Origin of the sequence: Williamwhitmania sp., assembly GCA_035529935.1 — a bacterium.
Taxonomy (GTDB): Bacteria; Bacteroidota; Bacteroidia; order Bacteroidales; family Williamwhitmaniaceae; genus Williamwhitmania.
The window spans coordinates 22,168-44,932 of sequence record DATKVT010000187.1; the positions used below are offsets into that span (position 1 = coordinate 22,168).

Sequence of the window (22,765 nt, forward strand, 5' to 3'; positions counted from 1 at the left end):
TAATCAAAAATATGCGATTGTTGTTTTATTCTTTGGTCAAATATTTTAAACTGTTCTTTTTTTTCCTAAATTTGTTTAGGTTAGAAGTTGTGGATTAATTATTGAACTGGGCAATTGTGAGTAAGCCAACCTTATTTGACCTAGATAGGCACTTTTCTCAAATCCATAGTGAGGGAGAGGCTATCTTTGCATATAGGGGAGCTATCAGCACCGATTTTATTAACAATACACTTTTCCTAGTTGAGGCAAAGCTCGACGAGATTATTCAGAAGGGATCGGTGCGGAAAAAGGTATATAATGTGTTGGTTGAGAGTTTGCAGAATCTTTTTCACCATGTTGATTGCCCTCCTGGACTATTGAATGGGAAGAACGATAGCTACGGATTGTTCTTGCTTTCAAAAACCAGCGAGGGATTTAAAATCATCACGGGGAATTTTATTCGAAACGAAAGAATACCCCTTCTTCGCGAAAAATTGGAAAAGATAAACTCGCTTACAAGAGATGAATTAAAGGATTTTTATAAATTTGTCTTGAACAATCAGGAGTTTTCTGCAAAGGGCGGAGGAGGACTTGGATTAATTGATATTGCTAGGAAAACTGGAAGTAAGTTAATCTACATCTTTGAACCCTACGATGAGAACTACCATTTCTTTGACTTTTCTGTTGTAATTCCTGATGAAGAATAATAATAAATAAGATAGCCATGGAATTCATGAACATAGAGGGAACCCCAAAAACGCCATCTATCACTCTTAACCCCGAGAGTGGCATTATCGAAATTAAGGGAAGATCCATCCCAGAGAACTCCATCGAGTTTTACAAACCAATTGTAGATTGGCTAGAGGATTATGCTAAAGCACCGAAAGAGAAAACGGTGGTAAATATCCAGCTGGAATATTTCAATACAAGCTCGTCGAAGTGCATTCTTGATGTTTTCAAGAAGCTTGAAAATTTAAAAAAAGGTAAAAACGATATTGTGGTAAATTGGTACTACGAAGAGGATGATGAGGATATGCTAGAAGCTGGTGAAGACTATGAATCCATTATCAAGGTACCCTTTAAGATGATTGAAATTGTGGACTAATTAATATCTTTGCATTCGTGTTTGAAATAACATACGATAAAAAAAGAGGAGCATACGCTCCTCTTTTTTTATTTATTCGCCTCTCTTTTTGCGGTGCATTACCTCGGATATCTCTAACAGCTTTCTTAGCAATCTGAAATAGAGGATAAGATAAAGCATACCGGACATTATCCAAATCACCACCACGTTTATCCAGAACGTGCTGTAGAAATGGCCAAAAATGGGTTTTACGGGCGAGTAGAAGTGTGCTCTTATAAATGAGCCTTCTGGATATTCAAAGATGGGATCAACCTTCTGTATAAGATGGTTGTCATACTCTATTATCCTGTCTACCTCGTCACTATTTCTTACAAAGTCGTCGAGGCTTTCGTTAAAGTAATTTTGCTTAAGTCGTAGAAAGGAATCCCTACCATTCTCACCACTTTGCAGCTCCGAAATCATCTCATCTTTTTTGGCGCTGGCAGCATTATACAGGCGAACGTAATACTTCCTAACCCATTCTAGGTAATTTCTTAAATCGGTAATAACCTCAGGGTTGAGAATCCTTGAGTTCAGCTTACTAAGGAGTATGGCTGGCGGCGCAAGTTGCGGTGAAATTGCGGCATGGCGTTTCAGTTCGTTAGTGATGAGGGTTATGGCATTAAATATTTTCTCTTTATCCCCATTATTTAATTCGCGTTCAACTTGATCCAACTTGTTGCTCAACGATTTAATCCAGTAGTTTCTTCGATAGTCAGCTATGCTCATGGCCCTATCGAGTTGGTAGAACTGTTTTTCGTAGTTATTCTCCATAAACTGGTAAACCGCAAGTCCTTCGTATGCCCAGCGGGAGGTGATCATTTCCCCATAAAAGGGAATTTGATCGGGTGAGGAAATATTGGGGTTGAGCTTTTCAAACTTCACAATTACGCCGCTGAGGATAATTTGGGGGATAACCAGAAAGGGAATTAAGATATAGATGGTAACCACTGTTTTAAAGCTATCGGAAATGACAAGCCCCAGCATATTTGCCGAAAACCAAGCGCTAAATAATATTAACCAGTAGGCAAAATACATCCCCTTGATCTCCATAATTGTATTTCCAACAATCACGAATAAGAAGGCTTGAAGGGCTGATATCCCAATTAGTATGGCAACTTTTGACAAGAGGTAACTCGCTCTTGAAAGATTGAGGAACGACTCTCGCTTGAGAATTTTCTGATCTTTGATGATCTCTTCTGCGCTGACAGTAAGTCCCACAAAAATGGCTACTATTACCGACATAAAGATGTATACCGGTAGGTTGCTATTGTTCGAAAAGGTATAGCCAAATTGATTGCTTGCATCAACGTTATAGAACTTAATAATGTAGGAGAGAATAAAGGCCAACAGAGGAGGTTCCACTAGGTTTATCACCCAGTATTGCTTGTTTGCGAATTTGGATATCAGATCTCGGCTGATAAACACCCACAGTTGCTTAAGTTTGTTTGGAATTTTAAAGAGGTTTTCAGGAACGTCGGAGTATACCATGGCCGAAAGATTTTCCTTAGCGGAAAATTCGTGGTAGTAGTAGTTCCACTCCTTCGGGCTGGTTTTTCTAACTCGCGTAGAGTTTCCATATTCGTCAAGAACGTTGGCCTCAACGATGTTGAAAATTTGCTCGGGATTTACGTTGCCACATGCGGCACACTCGCTTTCATTCCAGTTCGCATGCTGAACTCTCGACTTGAAATAAATGATGGATTCAATCGGATCCCCATTGTATATCAGGTAGCCTCCGGTATCCAAGATGAGCAGCTTGTCGAACATCTTAAAAATATCGGACGATGGCTGGTGAATTACCACAAACACCAGCTTACCTTTTAGGGTTAATTCTTTCAGGAGGTCCATTATGTTTTCGGAGTCCCGAGAGGAGAGTCCTGAAGTGGGTTCATCGAGAAAGAGAATGGTAGGCTCTCTAATGAGCTCTAGGGCAATGTTAAGCCTTTTTCGCTGCCCCCCGCTGATTTTCTTGTTGAGTGGCGATCCCACCCGCATTTCCTTGATATCGTATAGCCCCAAATTAATCAGGGTTTGATCTACAGTAACAGCAATTTGCTCCTCCGAATAGTTGCTGAAGCATAGCTTCGCATTATAGTAAAGGTTTTGGTAGACTGTTAGGTCCTCCATGAGTAGATCATCCTGAGAAACAAACCCAATCAATCCCTTGGTTTGTTCCTTGTTGGTATGAATGCTTGTCCCATTAATTAGCACCTCTCCCGAGGTGGGGCGATCGCTACCGTTGAGCACGTTGAGGAGGGTTGATTTGCCCGCCCCTGAGGCTCCCATTATACCAACCAACTTTCCTGACTCTTCCCTAAAGCGCATGGCGTGAATGCCATACAGGCCCCCTCTAAACCTATATTCTAGGTCCTTCACCTCAAAAATAATGGGCTCCTTAATCTTGTCGAGCGTGAAGCGAGAGAGGATATCGCTATAGTATATCGGTTTAATCTTCGCGTTTCGGATGGAGGCACCTGCATTGAGCACAAAAATTCTGTTTGGAACAAGCAGATGTCCATTCAGATAAAGCTCATGCTCGCCAAAGTAGCGGATGAAAAACATATTTGCAGAAAAAATCCGCAATATTTTCACCTCACCGCGAAACCCCTCAGAGTAGATATGCTTTACCCCAATGGGAGTATTCTCATCAGAAGTATTATTTATGGTAAGAATTTCATTGCCCGAGTATATGGAGTTGGAGAAGGGTAGAACGTAGCTAAGTATCGTTTCAAACTCTTGGTTGGAAATATGAAAAGTTTCGGCAACGGTTGAAATAAATGCCATTTCTTGGCTTGATACATTGCCTGCCGCACTTCTGGCAAATTCAAGAAGTCGAACAAGAACAACTAACTTTTGCTGCTGGGTAAGCTGGTTGTTTATTTCCGTACATATTTTTAAAAGGCGCACGGAGCTACTGGAGGCTCTCTTAACTGATTTACTCTTTTCGCTTAGCTTTTCTTGGTATAGATTGTAGTAAGAGTCGAAGACCCTAAGGTAGGCGTCTACTAATTCCTGATTAATTTGAAGTTTAAGGAATGATTCAACGATGGATCGACGGTCGCCAACACTCCTGCCTTTCTCCTCCGGCCAAGCAATGATGGCAAAAAGCTGCATTAGGGCTTTGAGTATCGACTCGCTCATTTTTTAGGTCATAGTTTAGGTTGCTGAAATCCAATTAACAGCATAATATATCCCGGCTGGAACCTTTCAGAATTAACCTTTAGTCGAATAATACAGCTAACAGTCGACTTGAACTTAAAATTCCAGTAGGGCGAATAGTCATATTTCTCATTGGAGAAGAGGAGATTTTTCTCCGTATCGTAGACCGAAAAGCTAAGTTGCCCTTTTTTAACGTTAGTGCAGGCCACTATACGGTAGACGTTCTCTCCATAAAAGGTAGTTCTGAACTCCACTACTTCGTCTTGTTTTAGTGGTGCATAGTATTGCTGACCGTCAGAAATAAAATCAGGAGGAAAGTATAGCGAACAAATATTTTGAAGTTGCTCCAGCTGGGGGAAAGCCTTAATGGTGGCTCCCAGTAGAATCAGTGTGAAGACAAAAATCGTTTTCTTGACCATGGCAAACACAATTATTGAACAGCCTTGTTTCTTATGGCTGCAATCTTGTTGGTTATTACCTCTAAATGGTATCCGCTTAGCACCACTTGTGATTCACTGTTGATGGTGATGAGTTTATTGTCCACATCAATTTTAGGCGGTTTATAGTAGTAATTATAAATGATTCCGTCGAATTCGTAAGCTAAATCAACTAGGTCATCTACCAGTTTGGAGTATTCCGGTGATACATAGTAATGGGGGCTAAGAATATCGATAAGGTTATCGAGTGGATGTTTCTGCTCCCCTATTCGGTTGATAATGTCCCTGTTTTGAGTTTTCGAGGCTATTTGCGTAAGTATGTATAAACTCTCTATCCAGCCTCCAGCAAGGACAAGGGCGCCCACATCACTTCGGTCATCTTGTTTGAGGTAGAGGTCTGCATTTCGGTAGGTATAGCTCATCAGGTATTGAAGAGAATCTTTGATAGATATATTTTTCTCCACTTTAGCAAAAAAATTGGTATCGAAAGAGGAGGATATGCCCAACTCGTCACATAGTTTTTTAACTGACCCAAAGTAGGTTACACACTCCTGAGATCGATCGTATATGTTGTAGTAGCTTAAATCGGTTCCATAGATGCCTAGGTTAATGCCTCGCTTAAAGGATGAGTTATATCCTTGCACTTTGTTGGCTGGGTTGCTGAGCTCATCGTTAAATGGAATGTTATTCTTTTTAAGAATGGTACTTGCTTGATAGGGTGAGGGAACGGCAAAGAGGGTATTGTCGTATTTTAAAATGAGTGAGGAGGTATCCGCATCAGCATCTTTGCTCTTCTGCTGTTCTTTGGAACCGTTTCCACTGCATGACGCCAACAGTAAAGTAACTAACATCCCTTCAAGGATGCGTAGTGTTAGAGAAGTTTTTCGGACACAATTTACTAGCTCCATTAAACGAATAATTTTTGCACAATATATGGCAAGTAAACAATTAAAAAGCAATTATCAAAGGCTGGTTGGCTGTATTTCAAGGCATTTCTTACCCTATTTTGACCTCTTTTATTCAAATTGTTGTGATAAAAGTATAAAAAACTCACAATTGCTAGGATTGCCTTGCTACCAACAAAGTAAAATATTTTAGTTCTCTTGATCATTATGGAGCTGAATTTGGAACCAACTTATCTGGATTCAGATTGAATAGTAGTATTTTAAGGGCACAACTGAAGATTAATATGCTCGGCAATTTTGTTTTTATCCAATTAATTGTTTTTTTTCGAGAACCGCAGCAAACCTTTTTTTGTGAACCTTATCTTATGGTATGTATTTGCATAAATGATTTTTTCAGGTTAGCACTCTAGCCTAGATTTTATCTTTGCATACCATCCAATACTAGGGTGAAAAATTACGGGGTAATGATTTAATGAAAAGTAATACTCTGGCACAATTTCATAATATGGCTGTAATGGCGTGTTTGATGTGCCGGCTGTTCTATCGAGAATAACATTCGTATGCCTTAATAAAAACTTATCGTACCTAATGAAAAAGATTCTTCTATTATTAAGCTTATTTGCCTTTACTATTGGCGGATTTGCGCAGCAAAAGCTCTTATCGATAGATGAGGCTGTTGTTGGACAGTGGTTCCAGCTGGCACCAAATAACCTAGCCGCATTGCAGTGGAGAGGGCAGAGTGCTGAATTTACTTTTATGCGTAAGGATACCTTGTTTGTCCAAGGCGTAAAGGATGAAAATCCGCACATACTCTTTACTCTTCAGGATTTAAATGGATGGATGAAGGAAGATGGTCGACCAGAGTTGAAGCGACTTCCCGCTATTGGATGGCTTTCTGCCAATGACTTTTTGTTCACAGATGGTAGTGCATCTATCACATTTGATATAGCAACGCATAGGATCATTAACACTTTAAAGGTTGACGAAGACGCGGCAAACCTTGATTACAGGCCTGACCATAAAGCCGTTGCCTTTACCGTTAAAAACAACCTCTACATCTCCATTGAGGGAAAGGAGATTCAAACCGTGGCCAAGGACTCAAATATAAATATTATTTATGGTCAGGCAGTTCACCGCAACGAGTTTGGCATTGAGAAGGGAACATTTTGGTCACCAAATGGTAGCAAGTTGGCATTCTATCGGATGGATCAAACCATGGTGACCGATTATCCGCTGGTGGACATCACCACTCGAATTGCGACGGTAGTTCCTATAAAGTATCCCATGGCAGGTATGACGAGCCATCAGGTGAAGGTTGGTGTTTATGATCCAGCCACAAAGAGCACTGTATATCTCAAAACTGGGGAGCCGCTCGATCACTACTTGACAAACATTGCCTGGACACCCGACGAAAAGTATATTCTTATCGCGGAGGTTAACCGTGAACAGGATCACATGAAGATGAACCTCTATGATGCAACAACGGGCGATTTGGTGAGAACCCTTTTTGAAGAGACTAACCCTCGGTATGTTGAACCGCTGCATCCAGCTATATTTTTACCCAACGATCCACAAAAGTTTCTTTATCGCAGTCAGCGTGATGGTTATGACCACTTCTATCTCTATGATATTACCGGCAAGCTCTATGGTGAGGTAGGTAAGGGTCCGTGGGTAGTTCTCGATTTCCTAGGTTTTACGAAGGATGGGAAGAATATTCTCTATACCTCCACCCAAGACAGCCCTATTGAGGTGAATGTGTATAAGCAAAACTTGAAGACTCGAAAGGTTGAACGCTTAACCAAGTTGGATGGCACGCATAGGCCATTGGTAAACTTTGGCCAAGGGCTCATCCTCGACAGGTGTAGTAGCACTACTACTCCCAATAGGATAAGCATTATAGACCTTAACGGTCAGGAAAAAAAGTTGTTGCTGAATGCTCCAAATCCGCTGGCAGCATACAAAATGCCTGAAATGAAGATATTCAAGATAAAGGCTGCTGACGATTCTACCGATCTCTACTGTAGAATAATTAAGCCCATCGATTTTGACTCTACCAAGAAATATCCGGTGATAGTGTACGTGTATGGTGGCCCCCATTTACAGCTGGTGACCAACGAGTGGCTTGCCGGGGCAAGGCTTTGGGAATATTACATGGCCCAAAAGGGATATATTATGTTTACGGTTGATAACCGTGGTTCTTCGAACCGTGGCTTTGCTTTCGAAAGTGTAATCCATAGACATCTTGGGGTGAACGAGCTGGCGGATCAGATGCGGGGAGTCGATTATCTTTCAAAGTTGCCCTACGTGGATACATCTCGAATTGGTGTTCAAGGCTGGAGTTTTGGTGGATTTATGACTACAACCATGATGGTAAAGGAGAATAAAATCTTCAAAGTTGGAGTTGCCGGTGGACCAGTTATCGATTGGAAACTTTACGAGGTGATGTATGGCGAGCGATACATGGATACTCCTGAGGAAAATCCTGAAGGTTACAAGAACGCTGACTTGATCAATTTTGCAGGGGATCTTAAGGGTAAACTTTTGATTATCCATGGTGCCATCGACAATACGGTGGTTTGGCAGAATAGTCTTTTGTTTATTAATGAATGTATCAACAAAGGTGTTCAGGTTGACTATTTTGTTTACCCACGCGATGAGCATAATGTTAGAGGATACAGGCGCATTCATCTTATGCGTAAGATTACCGACTACTTCGACCAAAATCTAATGAAGTAGCGATGGTTTAATATTACCCCGAAGGCATTGCTTTCGGGGTTTTTTGTGCAATGAATAGGACTGTATATTCCCACATTGGGATTAAATGACGAATTTTACACTCGATTGAGAAGGACAATTATTCTTTGGTAAGCCTTGTTATTAGGGAGCTAAAAAATCTCGTAGTCAGGCTGCTTGTTGGTGATGTAGAATGGAGATTTGAGTAGAATGGATGTACGTAAATATTTTAAGGATAGCGTAAATGCTGATGTAGGTTATCGGCGAATTTGGCACATAGCCTTCCCAATTATTATTGGGAGCTTGGTGCAGAATCTTCTAAATATTACCGACACCATTTTCTTAGGACGACTGGGGGTGGTTGCTCTTGGTGCAGGTGCCATTGGTGGTTTGCTACACCTTGCTGCCGTAATGGTTGCTTATGGTTTTACCATTGGAACTCAAATTGTGGTGGCTCGCCGCTTTGGTCAAAAAAAGTATGGAAGCATTGGCATTACGCTTACACATTCCTTCTACTTTTTGCTCACCCTCTCGTTGCTGCTCTTTTGGGTGCTTTGGCAAATGGCTCCTACCATTTTAAGTGCAACGCTAAAGTCGCCACGGGTTATGGTGGCGGCGGTAGAGTTTATATCGTGGCGTAAATGGGGACTTTTTTTTGTCATAATCAGCTTGCTTTTTCAGTCTTTCTTCATTGGGATTGGACGCACAAAGATAATTTCGGTGGCAAACATAGTGGTAGTAATCACCAATATCATTCTGGACTACTGCATGATTTTTGGAAATTTTGGCTTCCCGGCCATGGGAATTGCCGGCGCTGCTTTAGCCTCTGTTTTGGCTGAGTTGCTAGGTGCCGTTTTCTACGTTGTTTACACCATGGTTGCCATCGATAGCGTAAAGTATAACCTCTTTGCGTTTACCCGCTTTAGCTCCAATTTTTTAAGGCCACTGCTGAGGGTTTCGTTGCCCACGATGCTTCAAAACCTACTCTCCTTTTCTTGCTGGTTGCTGTTCTTTTTATTTATTGAGAATATGGGTGAACGTGTGCTCGCCGCATCAAATATTGTTCGCAGCCTTTACGTGCTACTGTTAATTCCAGTATGGGGGTTTGCATCGGCCACCAGTAGCCTCACTAGCTATCTAATTGGAAGCGGTAGAAAGGAGGAGGTAATAAGGCTCGTAATGCGATCGGAAATGCTATCGCTGGTATCTGTTTTGGTGGTGTTGGCTGTGTCTGCCTTTTTTTCGCACGATTTGCTGATGCTCTTTACTACCGACTTGACGCTAGTGAAGTTTACGAGTCCAATTCTGTTGGTTGTGGCAGTTGCTGGTCCAATGCTTTCGATTGGTATGATTGCTTTTCAGGCAGTTGCGGGAACGGGTAAAACCAATATTACGCTACTGTTTGAAACCTCTGATTTGTTGCTCTACCTCTTTTTTGCTTTTCTATTCTCAATGGTGTTGCACTTTTCGATCTCTGCTGTTTGGACCGTGGAGATTCTCTATGGCGCTTTTCTGGCAGTGTCATCACTACTTTACCTAAAGTATGGAAAGTGGCGCAATGCCTCAATTTAATCTCTTTGTTTAAAGAAATAGAGAAGGGCACCCAACGCGTGCCCTTCTTTTGTTATTTATCGTCGTCCTTAACACAGTATCGCTTAATAACGTTGTAGGCATCTTTTACCCCCAGCTCGCCCGATTTGCTGATGTCTAAGCAACCTTTCTCGGTTTCCTGAAGGTAGAGCTGCACCAAACCTCTGTTGTAGTATGCCTCACCCAAGTTGGGGTAAAGATCAATTGCTTTGGTGTAGTCGGCAATGGATTTGGTAAACTCACCTGACAAGCAATCTAAATTTCCCCGATTGTAGTAAATGTAAGGGAAATCGGGCATGAGCCTTGCGGCTTCATTGAGATCCTCTATAGCCTCCTTATAGTTATAAATCACTACGTTTTGCTGCCTTTTAACCGATGGCTTTCCCGACTCGTTGAGTGTGACCGCCTGAAATGAGTTGTCAACGGAGTTGATGAACTCAATCATTTCGCCTTGAACGCTGCTGCGGTTGATAAGCGCAAATGGGTCGGTCTTGTCCTGTGCATAGAGCGTGCTATAGGCTTCAAGTGCACTGGTGTACCGCTTGAGATCACCCAGTAAAATGGCTTGTTCATAAAGTAGTGTTCGTGATGAGGTTCTCTCTATCAGGCTGTCCACCTTCTCAAGTTTTTCTTTCAATGTGTCTGGCGAGAGTGAACTGCGGTTTGCTGAGATGGCTGTAGGCACAAGGTCAAGACTTTTTCTAAAGTTTTCAAATTTCTGCGAATAGAAATTGGACGTTGTAGGTGGCTCGTAGGCTTCTACAGCAGTAATTCGGTAAAGCGGTTGCAGGGTAATATCCACCTTTTTGTTTTGAACCATATTGTTGCCTTCTGTGCCACGACCAAAATCAGCATCGAACGCAAGAAGCTTGTTGAACTTCTTACTGGTATCGGCAAATTCCGAAAAGTTTTTATCCCCCAGCTTAGATTTATATTCCTGAATTTTCTTCTGAGCAGTTTCGTAGTCAAGGTATGCCCCCTTTTCGTCATTAAGCTGGCGCTTAGCAACCGATCGGTTGAGGTAGGCTGTCGCAAAATCGGGGTATAGCTCAATAGCCTTGGTGTAGTCTTTTACCGACTCTTTGTATTTCCCTAGTTCGTAATACACGCCCCCCCGATTATAGTAAATGAGAACATTATTTGGGTTGAGTGCAGCAACTTGATTGTAGTCGTTCAAAGCATTATTATAGTCCCCAATGGATGATCGGATAAGTGCCCGATTGTAGAGCGTTAAGGCATTTTCGGGCTCTATGGTGAGAACCTTGTTGAAATCACTAAGTGCACCCTTAATATCTCCTTTGCTGTTCCTTACAAGCGCACGGCTAAAGTATGCGAGGGTGACGGTTGAGTCGAGCTGTATTGTTTTATTCAAGTCGATTAATGCAGAATCCAACTTCTCCATTTTGAGGTAAAGCATTCCGCGCTTAAGGTAGGGCTCTGGATTTAGGTTGTTAAGCGTAAGTGCTTTGTTGTAATCGGAAAGGGCACCAGCTGTGTCTTTTAGATAAATTTTTGCTGTTCCGCGGTTGATGTATGCATCTGCAAACTTAGGGTCGAGCTTGATAGCTGTCCCAAAATCCTTGAGCGCATCTTCAAAGTCCTGCCTTAGGAAATTGGTAATACCTCTGTTAAAATATACTCCTGGAATATCAACCCGAAGGTCAAGCGTTTTATCGAAATCGGCAAGGGCTTTATCGTATTCACCCATTCGGGTAAGCGTAATGGCCCTAAAGTGGTAGGCTTGGGTATAAATGGGGTTAAACTTAATAGTCTTGGTGAAGTCCTCACGTGCCCCAATATAATCGCCCAGGTTATACTTGGCAATCCCTCTGAAAAAGTAAGCTTCGGCAAGGGTAGTATCAGCCTTGAGTATGGTGTTGAAAGAGGAGATAGCGTCAATATATTGGCTGTCGAACAGTCGCTGTCTACCCTGAAACAGAAAATGTTCCTTGTTGAGCTGCGAAAATGCTGAAACTGATGACAAAAGAAATCCAGTAAGTATAAGGATTATCGTTAGTTGTTTTCTCACGGATGGATTGCTTTAATTAAGAAACAAATATGGCAAGATTTTGTCGAAACATGGCAAAATCAAAATATAATTTGGTGTTTGTAGCATTTCTCACTTCAACTTGTATCAATTGCTATTTTGCTGTAGGTAGATTCGTCGTGATATATTAAATTGCTGAACTTTTATTAGGAGAGAATTGGTTTATGGACTTGAAAAAGTATAGTTGGAAACGGATATGGAGGCTGGTTAGGTATGCCATGGCAGCTTTTTTTATTTTGTCTATTGGATCTGTTATTCTATTTCGCTTTGTACCTATACCAGTAACCCCTTTAATGCTAATACGATGTAGCGAGCAGCTATCAAAAGGAAAAACTTTAAAACTTCAAAAGGATTGGGTTTCCTTGCGCAACATTTCGCCAAACATGGTTCAGGCTGCTGTGGCCTCTGAAGACAATCGTTTTCCTGACCATTTTGGCTTCGACTTTGAGGCTATTCGTAAGGCTTTGCGCCACAATGAGCACAGCAAGAGGTTGCGTGGGGCAAGTACTATTTCTCAGCAAACGGCCAAAAATGTGTTCTTATGGCCAAGCCGCTCCTATTTACGCAAAGGCATTGAGGCTTACTTTACCCTCCTAATTGAGGTTTTCTGGACCAAGGAGAGAATAATGGCGGTTTATCTCAATATTGTGGAGATGGGGGATGGCGTGTATGGTGTGGAGGCAGCTTCGCAGAAGTACTTTCATAAACCTGCTTCAAAGTTATCGCAGTCGGAGGCAGCCATGTTGGCGGCTATCCTACCGAGTCCAATAAAACGTAATCCGGCCAGACCGTCCCGATTCCTACTCAATAGCCAATATCAGATCATGGTAGCTATGCGGCAGCTCGGCCCTGTAGAACTTTAACTTCCAAAAATTAGGGTTGCTTACACTTGGCAATGGCTTCCACCGTTTTAGCATCCCGTTTTGCCGCATCGGTAGCAAAAATGCCCGTGGAAACGATCTTCCCATCTTTGTCGCGGTAGGCGTACTCATAAGGTCCATCGTTACGCTGTAGCAACAGGTATCCATCAATGGTTTCGGCCCAGTGGTGATGTTCGTCGCCGTAGAGCTTAATAGTAAGTGTATCGCCATTTGGTTGGGCATACTTTATGGGGTAGGGAGTGGCGGGAACCCTACTTGGACGCTGCTGCGATGTTTGTGCGGTTGGAGTTGCAGCTTTAGATTCAGAAGTTTTTGCTTTGGTGGTGGCACAGGCAGTAATAATTGCTAGTGAAATACCAGCAACAATTAGCGCCCCAGTTGTATGTCCAATATTTTTCATATTTTCTTGCCCTAAGTATTAATTCTCATTCCGATTTTTAGTTGACCTATACAAATATAGCACTTCCTACGAATAGAACTAGTGTAGCACCAGGCTCTTTTCAACCACTGGCTTCACCACTTTTTTCTTTAGCTTTTCAGGTTTTTGAACATCAACAACCGCTTCTAGTAGTATCTCTGCTATGTCGGCTACCCTTGTGGTGGATTGGGCTGCAAATGTTTTTTTGCAGAGTGGGCAGGCGGTGGCTATAGTGTCAGGCTTGTTTATGGTGAGCGATGCCAATGTTTTTTGCGTGATAACTGCTCGGCTTTCTGCTCCAATTACGGTAATGCCTAAGCTTCCGCCACAGCAAAGCGAATTACTCTTTTCGTTATTGGTTTTCACCAAGGTGCCCGTTCGACTGAGAAGCACGCGGGGCTGCTTATAGATATTGCTTCCTCGTCCTAGGTCGCAGGGGTCGTGGTAGGCTACCGTTGAGGTTCCCTTTTTAACTTGCAGTTTTTCTTCAACTATCAGCTGCAGCAAATATTCGCTGTGATGATATACTGGAATGGATAGTCGGTAATCTTCCTTAAATGTCTTGTAGCAAATGGGGCAGGAGGTTACCAAATACTTTGCTCCAGACTTTGCAATAATTTCAGAGTTTTTGGATGCAAGGGCTGCCGCAGCCTCGCTGTTGCCTGCCAGTTTTAGGGGACGACCACAGCAGATGCTGCCATCGGAATCTATGAACGTAAAGTTAACATCGGCTTTGTGGAAAAGTTCCTTCATTGCGCCAATAGTGCTAGGGTTGAGGTGCCCCATGCATCCGGCGAAGTAAGCAACTTCTGCTTTTTTCACGGCAGGTGATTGCCCAACGTAGCAATAAGACGTTGCAGAAAACAGAGGACTTTCTTTGCGTTGGTTGAGCCTAATGGTTGTGTTTTCGATACCAACCGGACAAAGGTCGTTGCAACGACCACACATCATGCAGGTCTTTGTAATATCGGCCTGTGGATTATTGTCACGCAGCAGCTGGTTGAAGTATGCTGGTTGTATATTGCTAATGTTTAGGTCGCTGCTTAGCTGACATTTGTCGATGCAAATACCACATCGTGAGCAGGAGTTTATCTCAACCTGAGTGTAGGATGTATGCCGGTACTTCTCCTTGATTCCAAAACTCCGAAGGTATATAAGAAATACCTCGGTAAGGATGTGCATGTATCGGGTAAAGGGAACGGCTACAAAAAATAGCCCTAATGAGATGGAGTAGGCCCACCAGGTTGGGTAGCAGAGGTATTCGAGCGGGAGAAACTTGGCAAAAAAGTGACCGAGCGTGTTGGTAAGAAATCCACCTGTATCGTAAAGCCCAGCGTTGAAACTTTCGGCAAAAAGGCGAAGTGGAAAAATGAGCCACAGCGAAATTAAAGCAACCTTATCGATGGTTTTAAGGCGGGTAGTCTTCTTCATTCCAACTACCTTGCTCCTAAACCGTTTTATAACGGCTATGGCTACCCCCGAAAGAACAAAGAGTAGGAGAAAGTCCATGGCAAAGATAAAGAACTTCCGGTAGGGAAGCTGGCGAAGGTCGTGGACAAAGAACTCAAAAAAGATGGGGTAGTATGGTGCGTTAAGGTGCCCATGGCTATGCCAGCGAGCTTCAAGATTTCCGGCTACAATGAGTAGAAACCATCCAAAAGCCAAGCTCATGTGCATGTAGCCCAACCATGGGTTAATCCGGAATACTTTCCGGTGCAAAAGACTTTCAGAAAACACCTCACCAGTTGCGGTGACGGTTTTGTGGCTAAATAGTGCCCTCGAAAATATTCTTCGTTCCTGCTTTGTGAGCGCTTTGAACCAAATAGTCCACTTCGCAAATACGGTAAAGAGAACAAATACCATACCTCCTAAAAACGGCAGCACAAATGGGTCAAACTTCATCGATGTATGGTTTGAACGTTTTCACGGATCAGCACAATAATATTCCGAGTGTTTACATTTCTCGGGCAAACGAGGGTGCACTTTCCACAGAGCATGCACTTGGCAGCCTCTTTAATGGAACTCTCTTCCTCGCCGCGACGAATTTGGTGTGTAAGGCTTCTGAAGCTGAAGTTGGTGAATTTGGCAGCGGTGCAGGTTGCTGCACAGGCACCACAAGCTATGCAAAGGTTAAAGGAGGGCTCATGCGCTGCAAGGTAGGAGGCAAGCTCCGTTTTTGCAGTGTCGAGGTCGAAGTTATTCGCCTTTACCGTTCCATAGCCAAAGTCCACCATGCTACTTCCCATTTAGGTAACCATGAACCTGAAGCGCGGCCGAGCGAGCTTCGGTAATTGAATCGGTTATGTTGTTGGGGCCAGTGCAGGCACCGGCCACAAAAACGCCTTCAGTAGTCATTTGGGTAGAGGCCATATGAACGTCCTTCACCGGGGCAAAGCCATCCTCATTGGTTTTTAATCCAAGGCTATTAAGAATCTTGTCAGTTCCAACAGCAGGAGTCATGCCAACCATGAGTACCACCATATCGGTGGAGAGTCGCATGGGCTTGGAGGCCAAGGTGTCCTCCACCTTTACGTTAACTCTGCCGTCTGGAGCTTCGCTGGTTTCGGACAGTCTACCCCTCACAAAGTTTATTCCCATTACCTGCGCCTCCTTGTAGAGCTGCTCGTAGCCGTGACCAAACATGCGCAAATCCATGTAGAAGCAAAAAACTTCGGCGGATGGAATGGCCTCCTTTACCTCAATTGCCTGCTTCACGGCAGTAACGCAGCATACTTTGGAACAGTAGGGCCGATTTACCTTTTCGTCGCGGGAGCCAACGCAGTGTATAAATGCTACCCGGTGAGGTGTCTTTCCGTTGGTCATGCGTGGTTTACCATAATCGGCAAACATCTTCTCCAGCTCGCCGGAGGTGATAACGTTCTCAAAAATCCTGTAGCCATACTCCTCCTTTTTCTCGGCCGGGAAGAGTTCAAACCCGGTAGTTAGCACCACTGCCCCTGCTTGGAATTGCTTGCTGTCGGCTGACTGAATAGTGAACGCGCCATTCTCCTTTTTGACGGAGGAGATGGAGGTGGAGGTGTAAACCGATACCTCGCCATTCAGGGAGGATAACGCATTCTCAATTACCTCTTTTGCCGGGCGACGGGAGGGGAAGAGCCTATCCCAGTTTCGAACGTTGCCCCCCAATTCTGCGGCTCGTTCGAAAAGCATCACCTTGTAGCCCAACTTGCCCAGCTCCGCCGCGGTTTCAATTCCCGCAACGCCGCCACCGATTACTGCAACTGATTTGTCCATGTATATGGGCTTCTACTTGTAAAACCTTAAATTCTTTGGAGATTCGGGTCTTCCCAAATCCTCATTATTTATGCCTTTAAACTTATCGTCGGGGTTGTATGCAATACCCATTTTGTCGAGCAATGGGTCTACGGTTACCTGATGCATTTGCAGTCCCAGCTCCCAAGGGTCGAAGCCTAGAACCAGGCCGGCAACCTCCTCGTAGGTGAGGGATGGAATGCCGTAGCCATCTTGCCCGTAGGTTTTGCCCTCCATTTCTGCCAAGGCATATTGCCACCTATCGAGAAAGTATCCACATCCTGGGCAGTTGGAGATGATGAAGTCGGGCTTGAACGGCTCCATGGAGTCAAACTTCTTCTTGGAGGCCGAGAGGGAGTAACCTCGGTTGGCCTTTACCATGTATTGCCGGAATCCGAAACCGCAGCAGTGTCTTCGCTCGGGATAGTCGATAACCTCGCCGCCCCAAGCCTCCACCATGCCTGCAAGCACATAAGGATATTCCGCGCCACCAACGCCCTTTGCTGGGAACATCTTGGCGTAGTGGCAGCCAATGTGATCCACCACCTTAAGGGGCTGGCCCGTGGCCTTGTTTATGAGCTTATACTTTGCCTTTTGGGCTATCTCTTCTCTAAACTTAAAAATGATATCGCTGGTGTGGGCGAGGTTGTTGGGAGCCTTGAAATTTCTACCCGTGGCCCGCTTCAAGTTGTCATGAACTCGCTCTTCAACCTCTGGATGGTGCTCCCAGGTGTCGAGTATCTCCGTATAGAGCCCAAAAGAGGTAACGCACGATGGAACAAAGTTTCGGAAACCAGACTCCTTCATCAAGGCAAAATTTCTTCCTACTACGGTCATAATGGTTTCGAACGGAACCACCTCGCAGTGGTAAGCTATGCCGGTGCAGGTTGTGTGGTGCTGGTCGTCGTGCACGTTCTTCTTCAGCACCTCCCTCAGAATGCGTAGGAATGTTGATTCAGAGCCCGGAAAGAAATTTTGCCGGATGCAGCTACGAACGTAGTAGTAGTCATCCTCTGCGATCTCCTTCTGGTAGTCCTTCCAAATATTGCGCTTGCCCTCTATCTTCATTGCTTTGAATGCTTTTCCTGATTGTTGGTGTTGTAAACCTCCTTGAAGTATTCGCTATCCTTGCCCGTTCCAATTTCGAGCCCCATCTCCTTGGCCTTTTGCGCTGAGTAATCCTCAATCTTGTTAAACCAATCGATGCCGCCGGTAACCTCAAAAATGCGGCGTAGCTCATCAAGGTCCTCCTGGGGAATGTTGCGCAACGCTCCAGGGCCGTCACCCTTGTAGTTAGCACCTACTTTGGGTAGTATCTGTTCGGCATTTGCTCTTATCCAATCCCAGATAGGGCCTTGTTCTGGGTGCATATCGGTGTCGATATGGTCCATATAAACGCAGTAACCTGTTTCCAGAATAGACTCACCCACAGTGCGCTTAAGAGCCAGCTGCTGCCTTCCCTTTTCACTCTCCACAAAGTGGCCCAGCTCAATGGAGAGGCCGCGCAACGCCTGAATAATTAGTCCGGGTGCATTGTTTCGGGGGCAGCGTGTTTTACAGCTCATGCATTCACCGCAGTACCAAATGGTTTCGCTCTTTAGCAGTGCCTCAATGGCCTTGTCGTCGCGCGACTGAACGGTGTCGGCAATAATGCGTGGCTGGTAGTCGTAAACCTCGGCTGCCGGACAAATGGCTGTGCAGGTGCCACAGTTTATGCACGCTATAATGCCTTCGGTGAAGCGGACGTCCTCAATGAGCCTATCGTATAGTTGTCCCATTTTTTATTTCAATTTTGGAAAAGAGTATGGGCTACCTTGCCTTCTTATTATGAATTGTATGTTAAAACTTCCTAATATGAAAGGTGTTGTAACTGTTAAAAATGATCGCAATTGCCTGAATGTATTAACTTTTCCGTTATGCAAATATAATTTCCCTAGTCCAATAGTTATCCTTTTGTTCTCTTTATTTTAATATTTATATTCTTTCCAAAGAAGAAATAGTGCAATTTTGAGGTAGATAAATGTACTATGGCTATACTCGATTTTTCAGAAGCCCGCTTGGAGGAGGTGATGGTTCACCTGGTGGGTAGCAGGGGACAGGATGAGGAGCTGGTTCTTTCCAACTCCATGCTCGACCTTAGTGGCGATTTGCTGCGAACGCTCCTTCAGGGCTATTTCCTCTCACACTTTAAGCCTGGTGAGTTCTACTCATTTACCCACGATAGCGACGTAAAGCTCAACGATGTTTACTCCTTTGTCTCCTCATTTTTTGTGGAGCAGAAAAACCTCATCGACGTGTCGCAGGAGATTGCCAAGCACCTCTTCTACGTGAGCAGCCATCCCAACATCAAGAATGGCGAGCTGTATGTTGCCTCCATCCGCGGCTGTGTGGTGGAGGGTGAGCAGGTGGATGCGCTGGGCATATTTAAGTCGGAGGTGAAGGAGAATTTTTTGAAGGTTCGCTCCAACGATAAATCCGTTGTGGTGGAACCGGAGATGGGAACCAGCATTAACCGGCTCGACAAGGGCTGCCTTATTTTTAACACCGAGCAGGAGGATGGCTTCAAGATTATGGTGGTGGACTCCACCAACAAGAGCAACGACGCCCTCTACTGGAAGGAGGCCTTTTTGCGGGTTGCTCCCCGTAGCGATAGTTTTTACCAGACCAAGAACTACCTAAACCTTTGCAAGGACTTTGCCCGTGAGGTTTTTTCACCCCAGAACGAGGTGGAGAAAACCGACCAGCTGCTACTGCTCAACCGCACGGAGGAGTTTTTCACCAAGGCCGAAAACTTCGACGAGAAGGTGTTTCAGGAGGTGGTGCTGGAGCAGCCCGAGGTGGTGGAGGCGTTCAACGACTACAAGCACGCCTATGCCGAGATGAACCAGGTGGTGTTTGAGCCAAAGTTTGAGATATCTACAGAGGCCACCAAGAAGGCGAAGAAGTTTTTTAAGAGCGTTATAAAGCTCGACAAGCGCTTCCACGTGTATGTGCACGGCGGGCACGAGTTCATGGAGAAGGGATCCGACCCCGACAAGGGCATGCACTTCTACAAGCTATACTTCGAGAATGAGGAGTAGAGGTTAATTTGAGAATTTGAGAATTTGAAAATTTGAGGATTTGAAGATTAGGCGATGGAGGTAATTATCGTTAAGGTGAGGACCACGCAAATTCAAAAATAAATGATGAAGTTTGAGTTGCCTGCTACATACAGTGGTGTGAGTCCCGCCTGGCTGGCGGGACAGGGGTTATCCCCGTCAGCTTAGCTGAGGTGAGGCTCCTCGACTATGGGTTTGTGTTCATTGTTTTGTCAATTTGCTATTTTGTTTTTGTATGCTGCTCATTGGCATTGGTGGCTCTTTTGCAATTTTGGCTTTAGCGATGGCTTATATGAAACGAAGTTCAGCGAGGCCAATTGCAAATGTGCAACCGCATATTAGGGTATTCACGAACTCCAAGTAAAAATATTATTCCGCGCGTAAGTGCGTGAGCAAAAGTTTTAGCTATTTATACTTTGTTCAGTTCATCCATTAATGCTTTTCTTTTAGGGTATTCAGTTCTCAAGTAGGAAATAATTCCATTTGCTTTGTCCCGTGCACCAAGTTTAATAATCTTTCGAATATATCTGCATGCATTTTGGTAATGGTCTCGCCCCATGTTGTTTTTCATGTATTTTATAATGCCTTTTGCATACAATTCAACTATCTCGTTTGCATAATTCTTTGAAAGATGTTTTTCGTAATGGTCAATTGTGTTTAAATCGGGTGATTTATTAACCAATTCTAAAAGCCTGTCCCACCACTCTTCTTTTATGAATATACTTGCAATTAATCCTGAGTCAAACCATTGCTTTTTAGTTGTAATATCCTGAATAACCGCTTCAATAAATGCATTCCATTTTTCAGGTTTTACATGCTGTTTAAGTATATGGTAGTAATCTTGTTCATGCCTGAAATTGTCAATAAACAGCAGACGAGCGTATTCAATAATTTTTTCAGAATTGTTTTGGGCTTGTGCTATTTTTAGCAACCAATCGTACCATTCTACTACCAATCCCGGCTTGTCCTTCAAATTATAATTTACTCCGTCTTTGGCTAATGAAATGGCTTTCTCAAAGTTTTTCTTTTTTAATGCTTTTTGAATAGCTTCCCGTCTTAGGTTTGAATTTGTAATGTTTTGCTCCAGGTATTTTTCTGCAGCATTTTCACCTTTGGTTTTTAGCAATATATCGTACTTTATGCTTTGTGCTTCTTCTCTCTCGTAATCTGACCTTTGTGCTTCATCAATTTGTTTAAAGATATGCTCTGTTTCTTCTTCTGTTTTTAAAAGTAGGGCAGCAAGTCGCAAAACACCAATATGCCAATCCCAACCCGAATATATTTGCTTATCGAAAGCCGCGAAACAATATTCAATGATTAGCTTCCTGATTTCTTCGGATGATTGTTCCTGTGCAATAGTAAAAAGCATTTCGTATGCAGCATCTACACATCCGCCAATATCGCCATTGCTGTCGTCGGCATATTGCAGAGCTTCGGTCATTTGTTCCATAATAGCAGTACAGATAAAAACCGCGCTTTTATAATTGTGGTTGTTAATCTGTTTTTGAGCCGTCTCCAAAAGGTTGTCAACCGCATTGCCTACAATCCTTGAAGCCGACCAGTCGATAAAACCGTGTCTGTCGGAAGCGGTTTTAAGGATTGATTTTACCTGCTTTACATAAAGTTCCTTCGATTCATCGGAATTATGCTGGGCAAACGACGATAAAAACAAGTTTCGGAAAGGTGGGTTTGCTGCTGTTTTTTCGCGCACAAATTGTTTCAGCTCTTCGTGAGTAGCTTTTTCAAGCAGCTCGTTTACCTGTTCGACAACTGTTTTGCGTTTTGCTGCTTGCCCAGTTTTTGCCCTTTTAGTTTTCTTGTTTAGCTCCAACTCATCCTGTTGCAGGTAGAAAATTACGGCAGCCACATGCTTACACACCGGACCAAAGTCGTAGGGGCAATCGCACACATACTCGGTAATTACACCGTTTTTAAGGGTCAGTTGCACAGTGTAGTCTTCTGTGCCTTCCACAATGGCTTCGTACTGGCCCGGGTTTATCTCTTCGGGTTCGTGCACATGCCCGTTTTTAAAGTAAGACAAACCGCGTTTCAGTATGGTTTCGTCTATATACTGCTCAAACTGGTTCAGTGGAATTTGCATATTTTATCCCATTAATATTTTTTCAATTTCCTCACTCGCTTTTTTCAAAGCTTCTTTAGTTTTGTCTTTCAGTTTTTGGGCTTGTTGTCTTATGCCTGTGATATGGGTGGTCTATTCGATTGTGTGTAGTTTTATTTATTCGTCCATTCGGTTTTCAATGTCCATTTTCTGGTGTAAAACTCTTATTATTTCAACAATATTTCTTCTGGATTTCTTATAGAAGATAATATGCGACTTCACAATTGATGCTCTATATCCTTTTTTAATGTAGTCAACGGATTTTCCACTTTCAAAGTTCTCAGATATAAATTCGATTTCGTCTAAAATTAGATTGTAGTATCTATCAGCTTGCTCAAGCGACCAATTTTCAAACGTGTACAACCATATCTTTTCGATATCTTGATTTGCTTTCTCGCTAATTAAGTATTTCATTTCTTCACGTGTTTAGCATGAAGATTTTTAAGATTTTCTTTTCGGTCAAAGTCTTTAACAAACCCACTCTTCTCTCCAATTTCGAGTTCCTTAATCAACGCTTTATACCTATTTTCCTCATTCTCCAAAAGACGAAGAGCGGTTCTAATAACCTCACTAACCGATGAAAATTTTCCAGAAGAGATTTTCTCACTAACAAAGTTCTCGAAATATTCTCCTAGTAGTATTGATGTATTCTTTGCCATGGCAGATAATTTTTCTCAAAAATACCAATTCTTGGTATAGTTTCAAAATCTCGGAACGGCTTTTTGATAAAATTACACACAACGGTTTTCGGCTTGGCGATGTGGCGGATTATTAGCATAAAAGTTCAATAAAATTCCTGCTGTTGAACGTTGAACCAATGTTTCAAAGAAGCACTTCAGCCGCCATATTGCCAAACCGATGTGTGTGCCTTGAATGGTAAATATAGTAAAAGTTCTTTTAAACGATGCGTTTTAGGAGCCAGTCCAGAGGGTGCAAGTCCCTTGTGCGCGGAGTCGTGTCCGAACGGCGAGGCCCTCACGAGCATTTGCGAGTAACCACT

19 protein-coding genes are annotated in these 22,765 nt (G+C 43.3%); 6 read left to right on the forward strand and 13 right to left on the reverse strand.

Going from position 1 to position 22,765, the window contains the following annotated elements; all coding sequences use genetic code 11:
- The first annotated feature begins 116 nt into the window (after positions 1-116).
- Both VMW01_14520 and VMW01_14525 read left to right on the forward strand, forming a co-directional pair.
- A complete protein-coding gene (locus VMW01_14520) occupies positions 117-686 on the forward strand; it encodes a SiaB family protein kinase (protein HUW07459.1) in 570 nt (189 codons plus the stop codon).
- 17 nt (positions 687-703) lie between these two features.
- On the forward strand, positions 704-1,084 hold the full coding sequence (locus tag VMW01_14525; GenBank protein ID HUW07460.1) for a DUF1987 domain-containing protein: 381 nt from the start codon (positions 704-706) through the stop codon (positions 1,082-1,084).
- Positions 1,085-1,156: 72 nt separating this feature from the next.
- Here the strand turns inward: VMW01_14525 and VMW01_14530 are convergent, their stop codons facing one another.
- Genes VMW01_14530 through VMW01_14540 form a run of 3 tightly spaced genes read right to left on the reverse strand, consistent with a single transcriptional unit; the run spans position 1,157 to position 5,609 of the window.
- Entirely contained in the window at positions 1,157-4,246 is a 3,090-nt protein-coding gene (locus tag VMW01_14530) for an ATP-binding cassette domain-containing protein (protein HUW07461.1), read from the reverse strand.
- Between the two features lie 8 nt (positions 4,247-4,254).
- Positions 4,255-4,683: a hypothetical protein gene (locus VMW01_14535; GenBank protein ID HUW07462.1), complete on the reverse strand. Its 429-nt coding sequence runs from the start codon at positions 4,681-4,683 to the stop codon at positions 4,255-4,257.
- Between the two features lie 11 nt (positions 4,684-4,694).
- On the reverse strand, positions 4,695-5,609 hold the full coding sequence (locus VMW01_14540) for a hypothetical protein (GenBank protein ID HUW07463.1): 915 nt from the start codon (positions 5,607-5,609) through the stop codon (positions 4,695-4,697).
- Positions 5,610-6,194: 585 nt separating this feature from the next.
- On the opposite strand from VMW01_14540, the gene VMW01_14545 reads away from it, so the two are divergent.
- Positions 6,195-8,342, forward strand: a complete 2,148-nt coding sequence (locus VMW01_14545) for a DPP IV N-terminal domain-containing protein (protein HUW07464.1) — start codon at positions 6,195-6,197, stop codon at positions 8,340-8,342.
- 207 nt (positions 8,343-8,549) lie between these two features.
- A complete protein-coding gene (locus VMW01_14550; protein ID HUW07465.1) occupies positions 8,550-9,911 on the forward strand; it encodes an MATE family efflux transporter in 1,362 nt (453 codons plus the stop codon).
- Positions 9,912-9,963: 52 nt separating this feature from the next.
- Here VMW01_14550 and VMW01_14555 read toward each other — a convergent pair whose 3' ends face one another.
- Positions 9,964-11,958 carry a tetratricopeptide repeat protein gene (locus VMW01_14555; GenBank protein HUW07466.1) on the reverse strand — a complete coding sequence of 665 codons (1,995 nt, stop codon included), beginning with the start codon at positions 11,956-11,958 and terminating at the stop codon, positions 9,964-9,966.
- A 236-nt stretch (positions 11,959-12,194) separates the two neighbouring features.
- On the opposite strand from VMW01_14555, the gene mtgA reads away from it, so the two are divergent.
- Positions 12,195-12,839, forward strand: a complete 645-nt coding sequence (gene mtgA / locus VMW01_14560; protein ID HUW07467.1) for a monofunctional biosynthetic peptidoglycan transglycosylase — start codon at positions 12,195-12,197, stop codon at positions 12,837-12,839.
- A gap of 10 nt (positions 12,840-12,849) precedes the next feature.
- Here mtgA and VMW01_14565 read toward each other — a convergent pair whose 3' ends face one another.
- The 6 genes from VMW01_14565 to VMW01_14590 form a co-directional block, all read right to left on the reverse strand.
- A complete protein-coding gene (locus VMW01_14565) occupies positions 12,850-13,257 on the reverse strand; it encodes a hypothetical protein (GenBank protein HUW07468.1) in 408 nt (135 codons plus the stop codon).
- 78 nt (positions 13,258-13,335) lie between these two features.
- Positions 13,336-15,177 carry a (Fe-S)-binding protein gene (locus VMW01_14570; GenBank protein HUW07469.1) on the reverse strand — a complete coding sequence of 614 codons (1,842 nt, stop codon included), beginning with the start codon at positions 15,175-15,177 and terminating at the stop codon, positions 13,336-13,338.
- A complete protein-coding gene (locus VMW01_14575) occupies positions 15,174-15,509 on the reverse strand; it encodes a 4Fe-4S dicluster domain-containing protein (protein ID HUW07470.1) in 336 nt (111 codons plus the stop codon). The genes VMW01_14570 and VMW01_14575 overlap by 4 nt, the downstream gene beginning before the upstream one ends.
- A gap of 1 nt (position 15,510) precedes the next feature.
- On the reverse strand, positions 15,511-16,530 hold the full coding sequence (locus tag VMW01_14580; protein ID HUW07471.1) for an FAD-dependent oxidoreductase: 1,020 nt from the start codon (positions 16,528-16,530) through the stop codon (positions 15,511-15,513).
- Positions 16,531-16,542: 12 nt separating this feature from the next.
- Positions 16,543-17,616: a heterodisulfide reductase-related iron-sulfur binding cluster gene (locus tag VMW01_14585; GenBank protein ID HUW07472.1), complete on the reverse strand. Its 1,074-nt coding sequence runs from the start codon at positions 17,614-17,616 to the stop codon at positions 16,543-16,545.
- On the reverse strand, positions 17,613-18,326 hold the full coding sequence (locus VMW01_14590; protein HUW07473.1) for a 4Fe-4S dicluster domain-containing protein: 714 nt from the start codon (positions 18,324-18,326) through the stop codon (positions 17,613-17,615). The genes VMW01_14585 and VMW01_14590 overlap by 4 nt, the downstream gene beginning before the upstream one ends.
- Positions 18,327-18,575: 249 nt before the next feature.
- Between VMW01_14590 and VMW01_14595 the strand changes: the two genes are divergently transcribed.
- Positions 18,576-19,628, forward strand: coding sequence for a nucleoid-associated protein (locus VMW01_14595; protein HUW07474.1), 1,053 nt, complete (start codon positions 18,576-18,578; stop codon positions 19,626-19,628).
- Between the two features lie 427 nt (positions 19,629-20,055).
- Here VMW01_14595 and VMW01_14600 read toward each other — a convergent pair whose 3' ends face one another.
- The 3 genes from VMW01_14600 to VMW01_14610 all read right to left on the reverse strand — a co-directional run bounded on the left by VMW01_14600 (position 20,056) and on the right by VMW01_14610 (position 22,424).
- Positions 20,056-21,618, reverse strand: coding sequence for an SWIM zinc finger family protein (locus tag VMW01_14600; GenBank protein HUW07475.1), 1,563 nt, complete (start codon positions 21,616-21,618; stop codon positions 20,056-20,058).
- A 264-nt stretch (positions 21,619-21,882) separates the two neighbouring features.
- Positions 21,883-22,179 carry a type II toxin-antitoxin system RelE/ParE family toxin gene (locus VMW01_14605; GenBank protein HUW07476.1) on the reverse strand — a complete coding sequence of 99 codons (297 nt, stop codon included), beginning with the start codon at positions 22,177-22,179 and terminating at the stop codon, positions 21,883-21,885.
- Positions 22,176-22,424, reverse strand: coding sequence for a type II toxin-antitoxin system ParD family antitoxin (locus tag VMW01_14610; protein HUW07477.1), 249 nt, complete (start codon positions 22,422-22,424; stop codon positions 22,176-22,178). Before VMW01_14610 ends, VMW01_14605 begins: the two co-directional genes overlap by 4 nt.
- Positions 22,425-22,765: the final 341 nt, after the last annotated feature.

Bases quoted from the DNA above. Each gene is read 5' to 3' on its own strand.
- VMW01_14525 (HUW07460.1), top strand. From the start codon at position 704: ATGGAATTCATGAACATAGAGGGAACCCCAAAAACGCCATCTATCACT.
- VMW01_14530 (HUW07461.1), bottom strand. From the start codon at position 4,246: ATGAGCGAGTCGATACTCAAAGCCCTAATGCAGCTTTTTGCCATCATT.
- VMW01_14535 (HUW07462.1), bottom strand. From the start codon at position 4,683: ATGGTCAAGAAAACGATTTTTGTCTTCACACTGATTCTACTGGGAGCC.
- VMW01_14540 (HUW07463.1), bottom strand. From the start codon at position 5,609: ATGGAGCTAGTAAATTGTGTCCGAAAAACTTCTCTAACACTACGCATC.
- VMW01_14545 (HUW07464.1), top strand. From the start codon at position 6,195: ATGAAAAAGATTCTTCTATTATTAAGCTTATTTGCCTTTACTATTGGC.
- VMW01_14550 (HUW07465.1), top strand. From the start codon at position 8,550: ATGGATGTACGTAAATATTTTAAGGATAGCGTAAATGCTGATGTAGGT.
- mtgA (HUW07467.1), top strand. From the start codon at position 12,195: ATGGCAGCTTTTTTTATTTTGTCTATTGGATCTGTTATTCTATTTCGC.
- VMW01_14565 (HUW07468.1), bottom strand. From the start codon at position 13,257: ATGAAAAATATTGGACATACAACTGGGGCGCTAATTGTTGCTGGTATT.
- VMW01_14570 (HUW07469.1), bottom strand. From the start codon at position 15,177: ATGAAGTTTGACCCATTTGTGCTGCCGTTTTTAGGAGGTATGGTATTT.
- VMW01_14575 (HUW07470.1), bottom strand. From the start codon at position 15,509: ATGGTGGACTTTGGCTATGGAACGGTAAAGGCGAATAACTTCGACCTC.
- VMW01_14580 (HUW07471.1), bottom strand. From the start codon at position 16,530: ATGGACAAATCAGTTGCAGTAATCGGTGGCGGCGTTGCGGGAATTGAA.
- VMW01_14585 (HUW07472.1), bottom strand. From the start codon at position 17,616: ATGAAGATAGAGGGCAAGCGCAATATTTGGAAGGACTACCAGAAGGAG.
- VMW01_14590 (HUW07473.1), bottom strand. From the start codon at position 18,326: ATGGGACAACTATACGATAGGCTCATTGAGGACGTCCGCTTCACCGAA.
- VMW01_14595 (HUW07474.1), top strand. From the start codon at position 18,576: ATGGCTATACTCGATTTTTCAGAAGCCCGCTTGGAGGAGGTGATGGTT.
- VMW01_14605 (HUW07476.1), bottom strand. From the start codon at position 22,179: ATGAAATACTTAATTAGCGAGAAAGCAAATCAAGATATCGAAAAGATA.
- VMW01_14610 (HUW07477.1), bottom strand. From the start codon at position 22,424: ATGGCAAAGAATACATCAATACTACTAGGAGAATATTTCGAGAACTTT.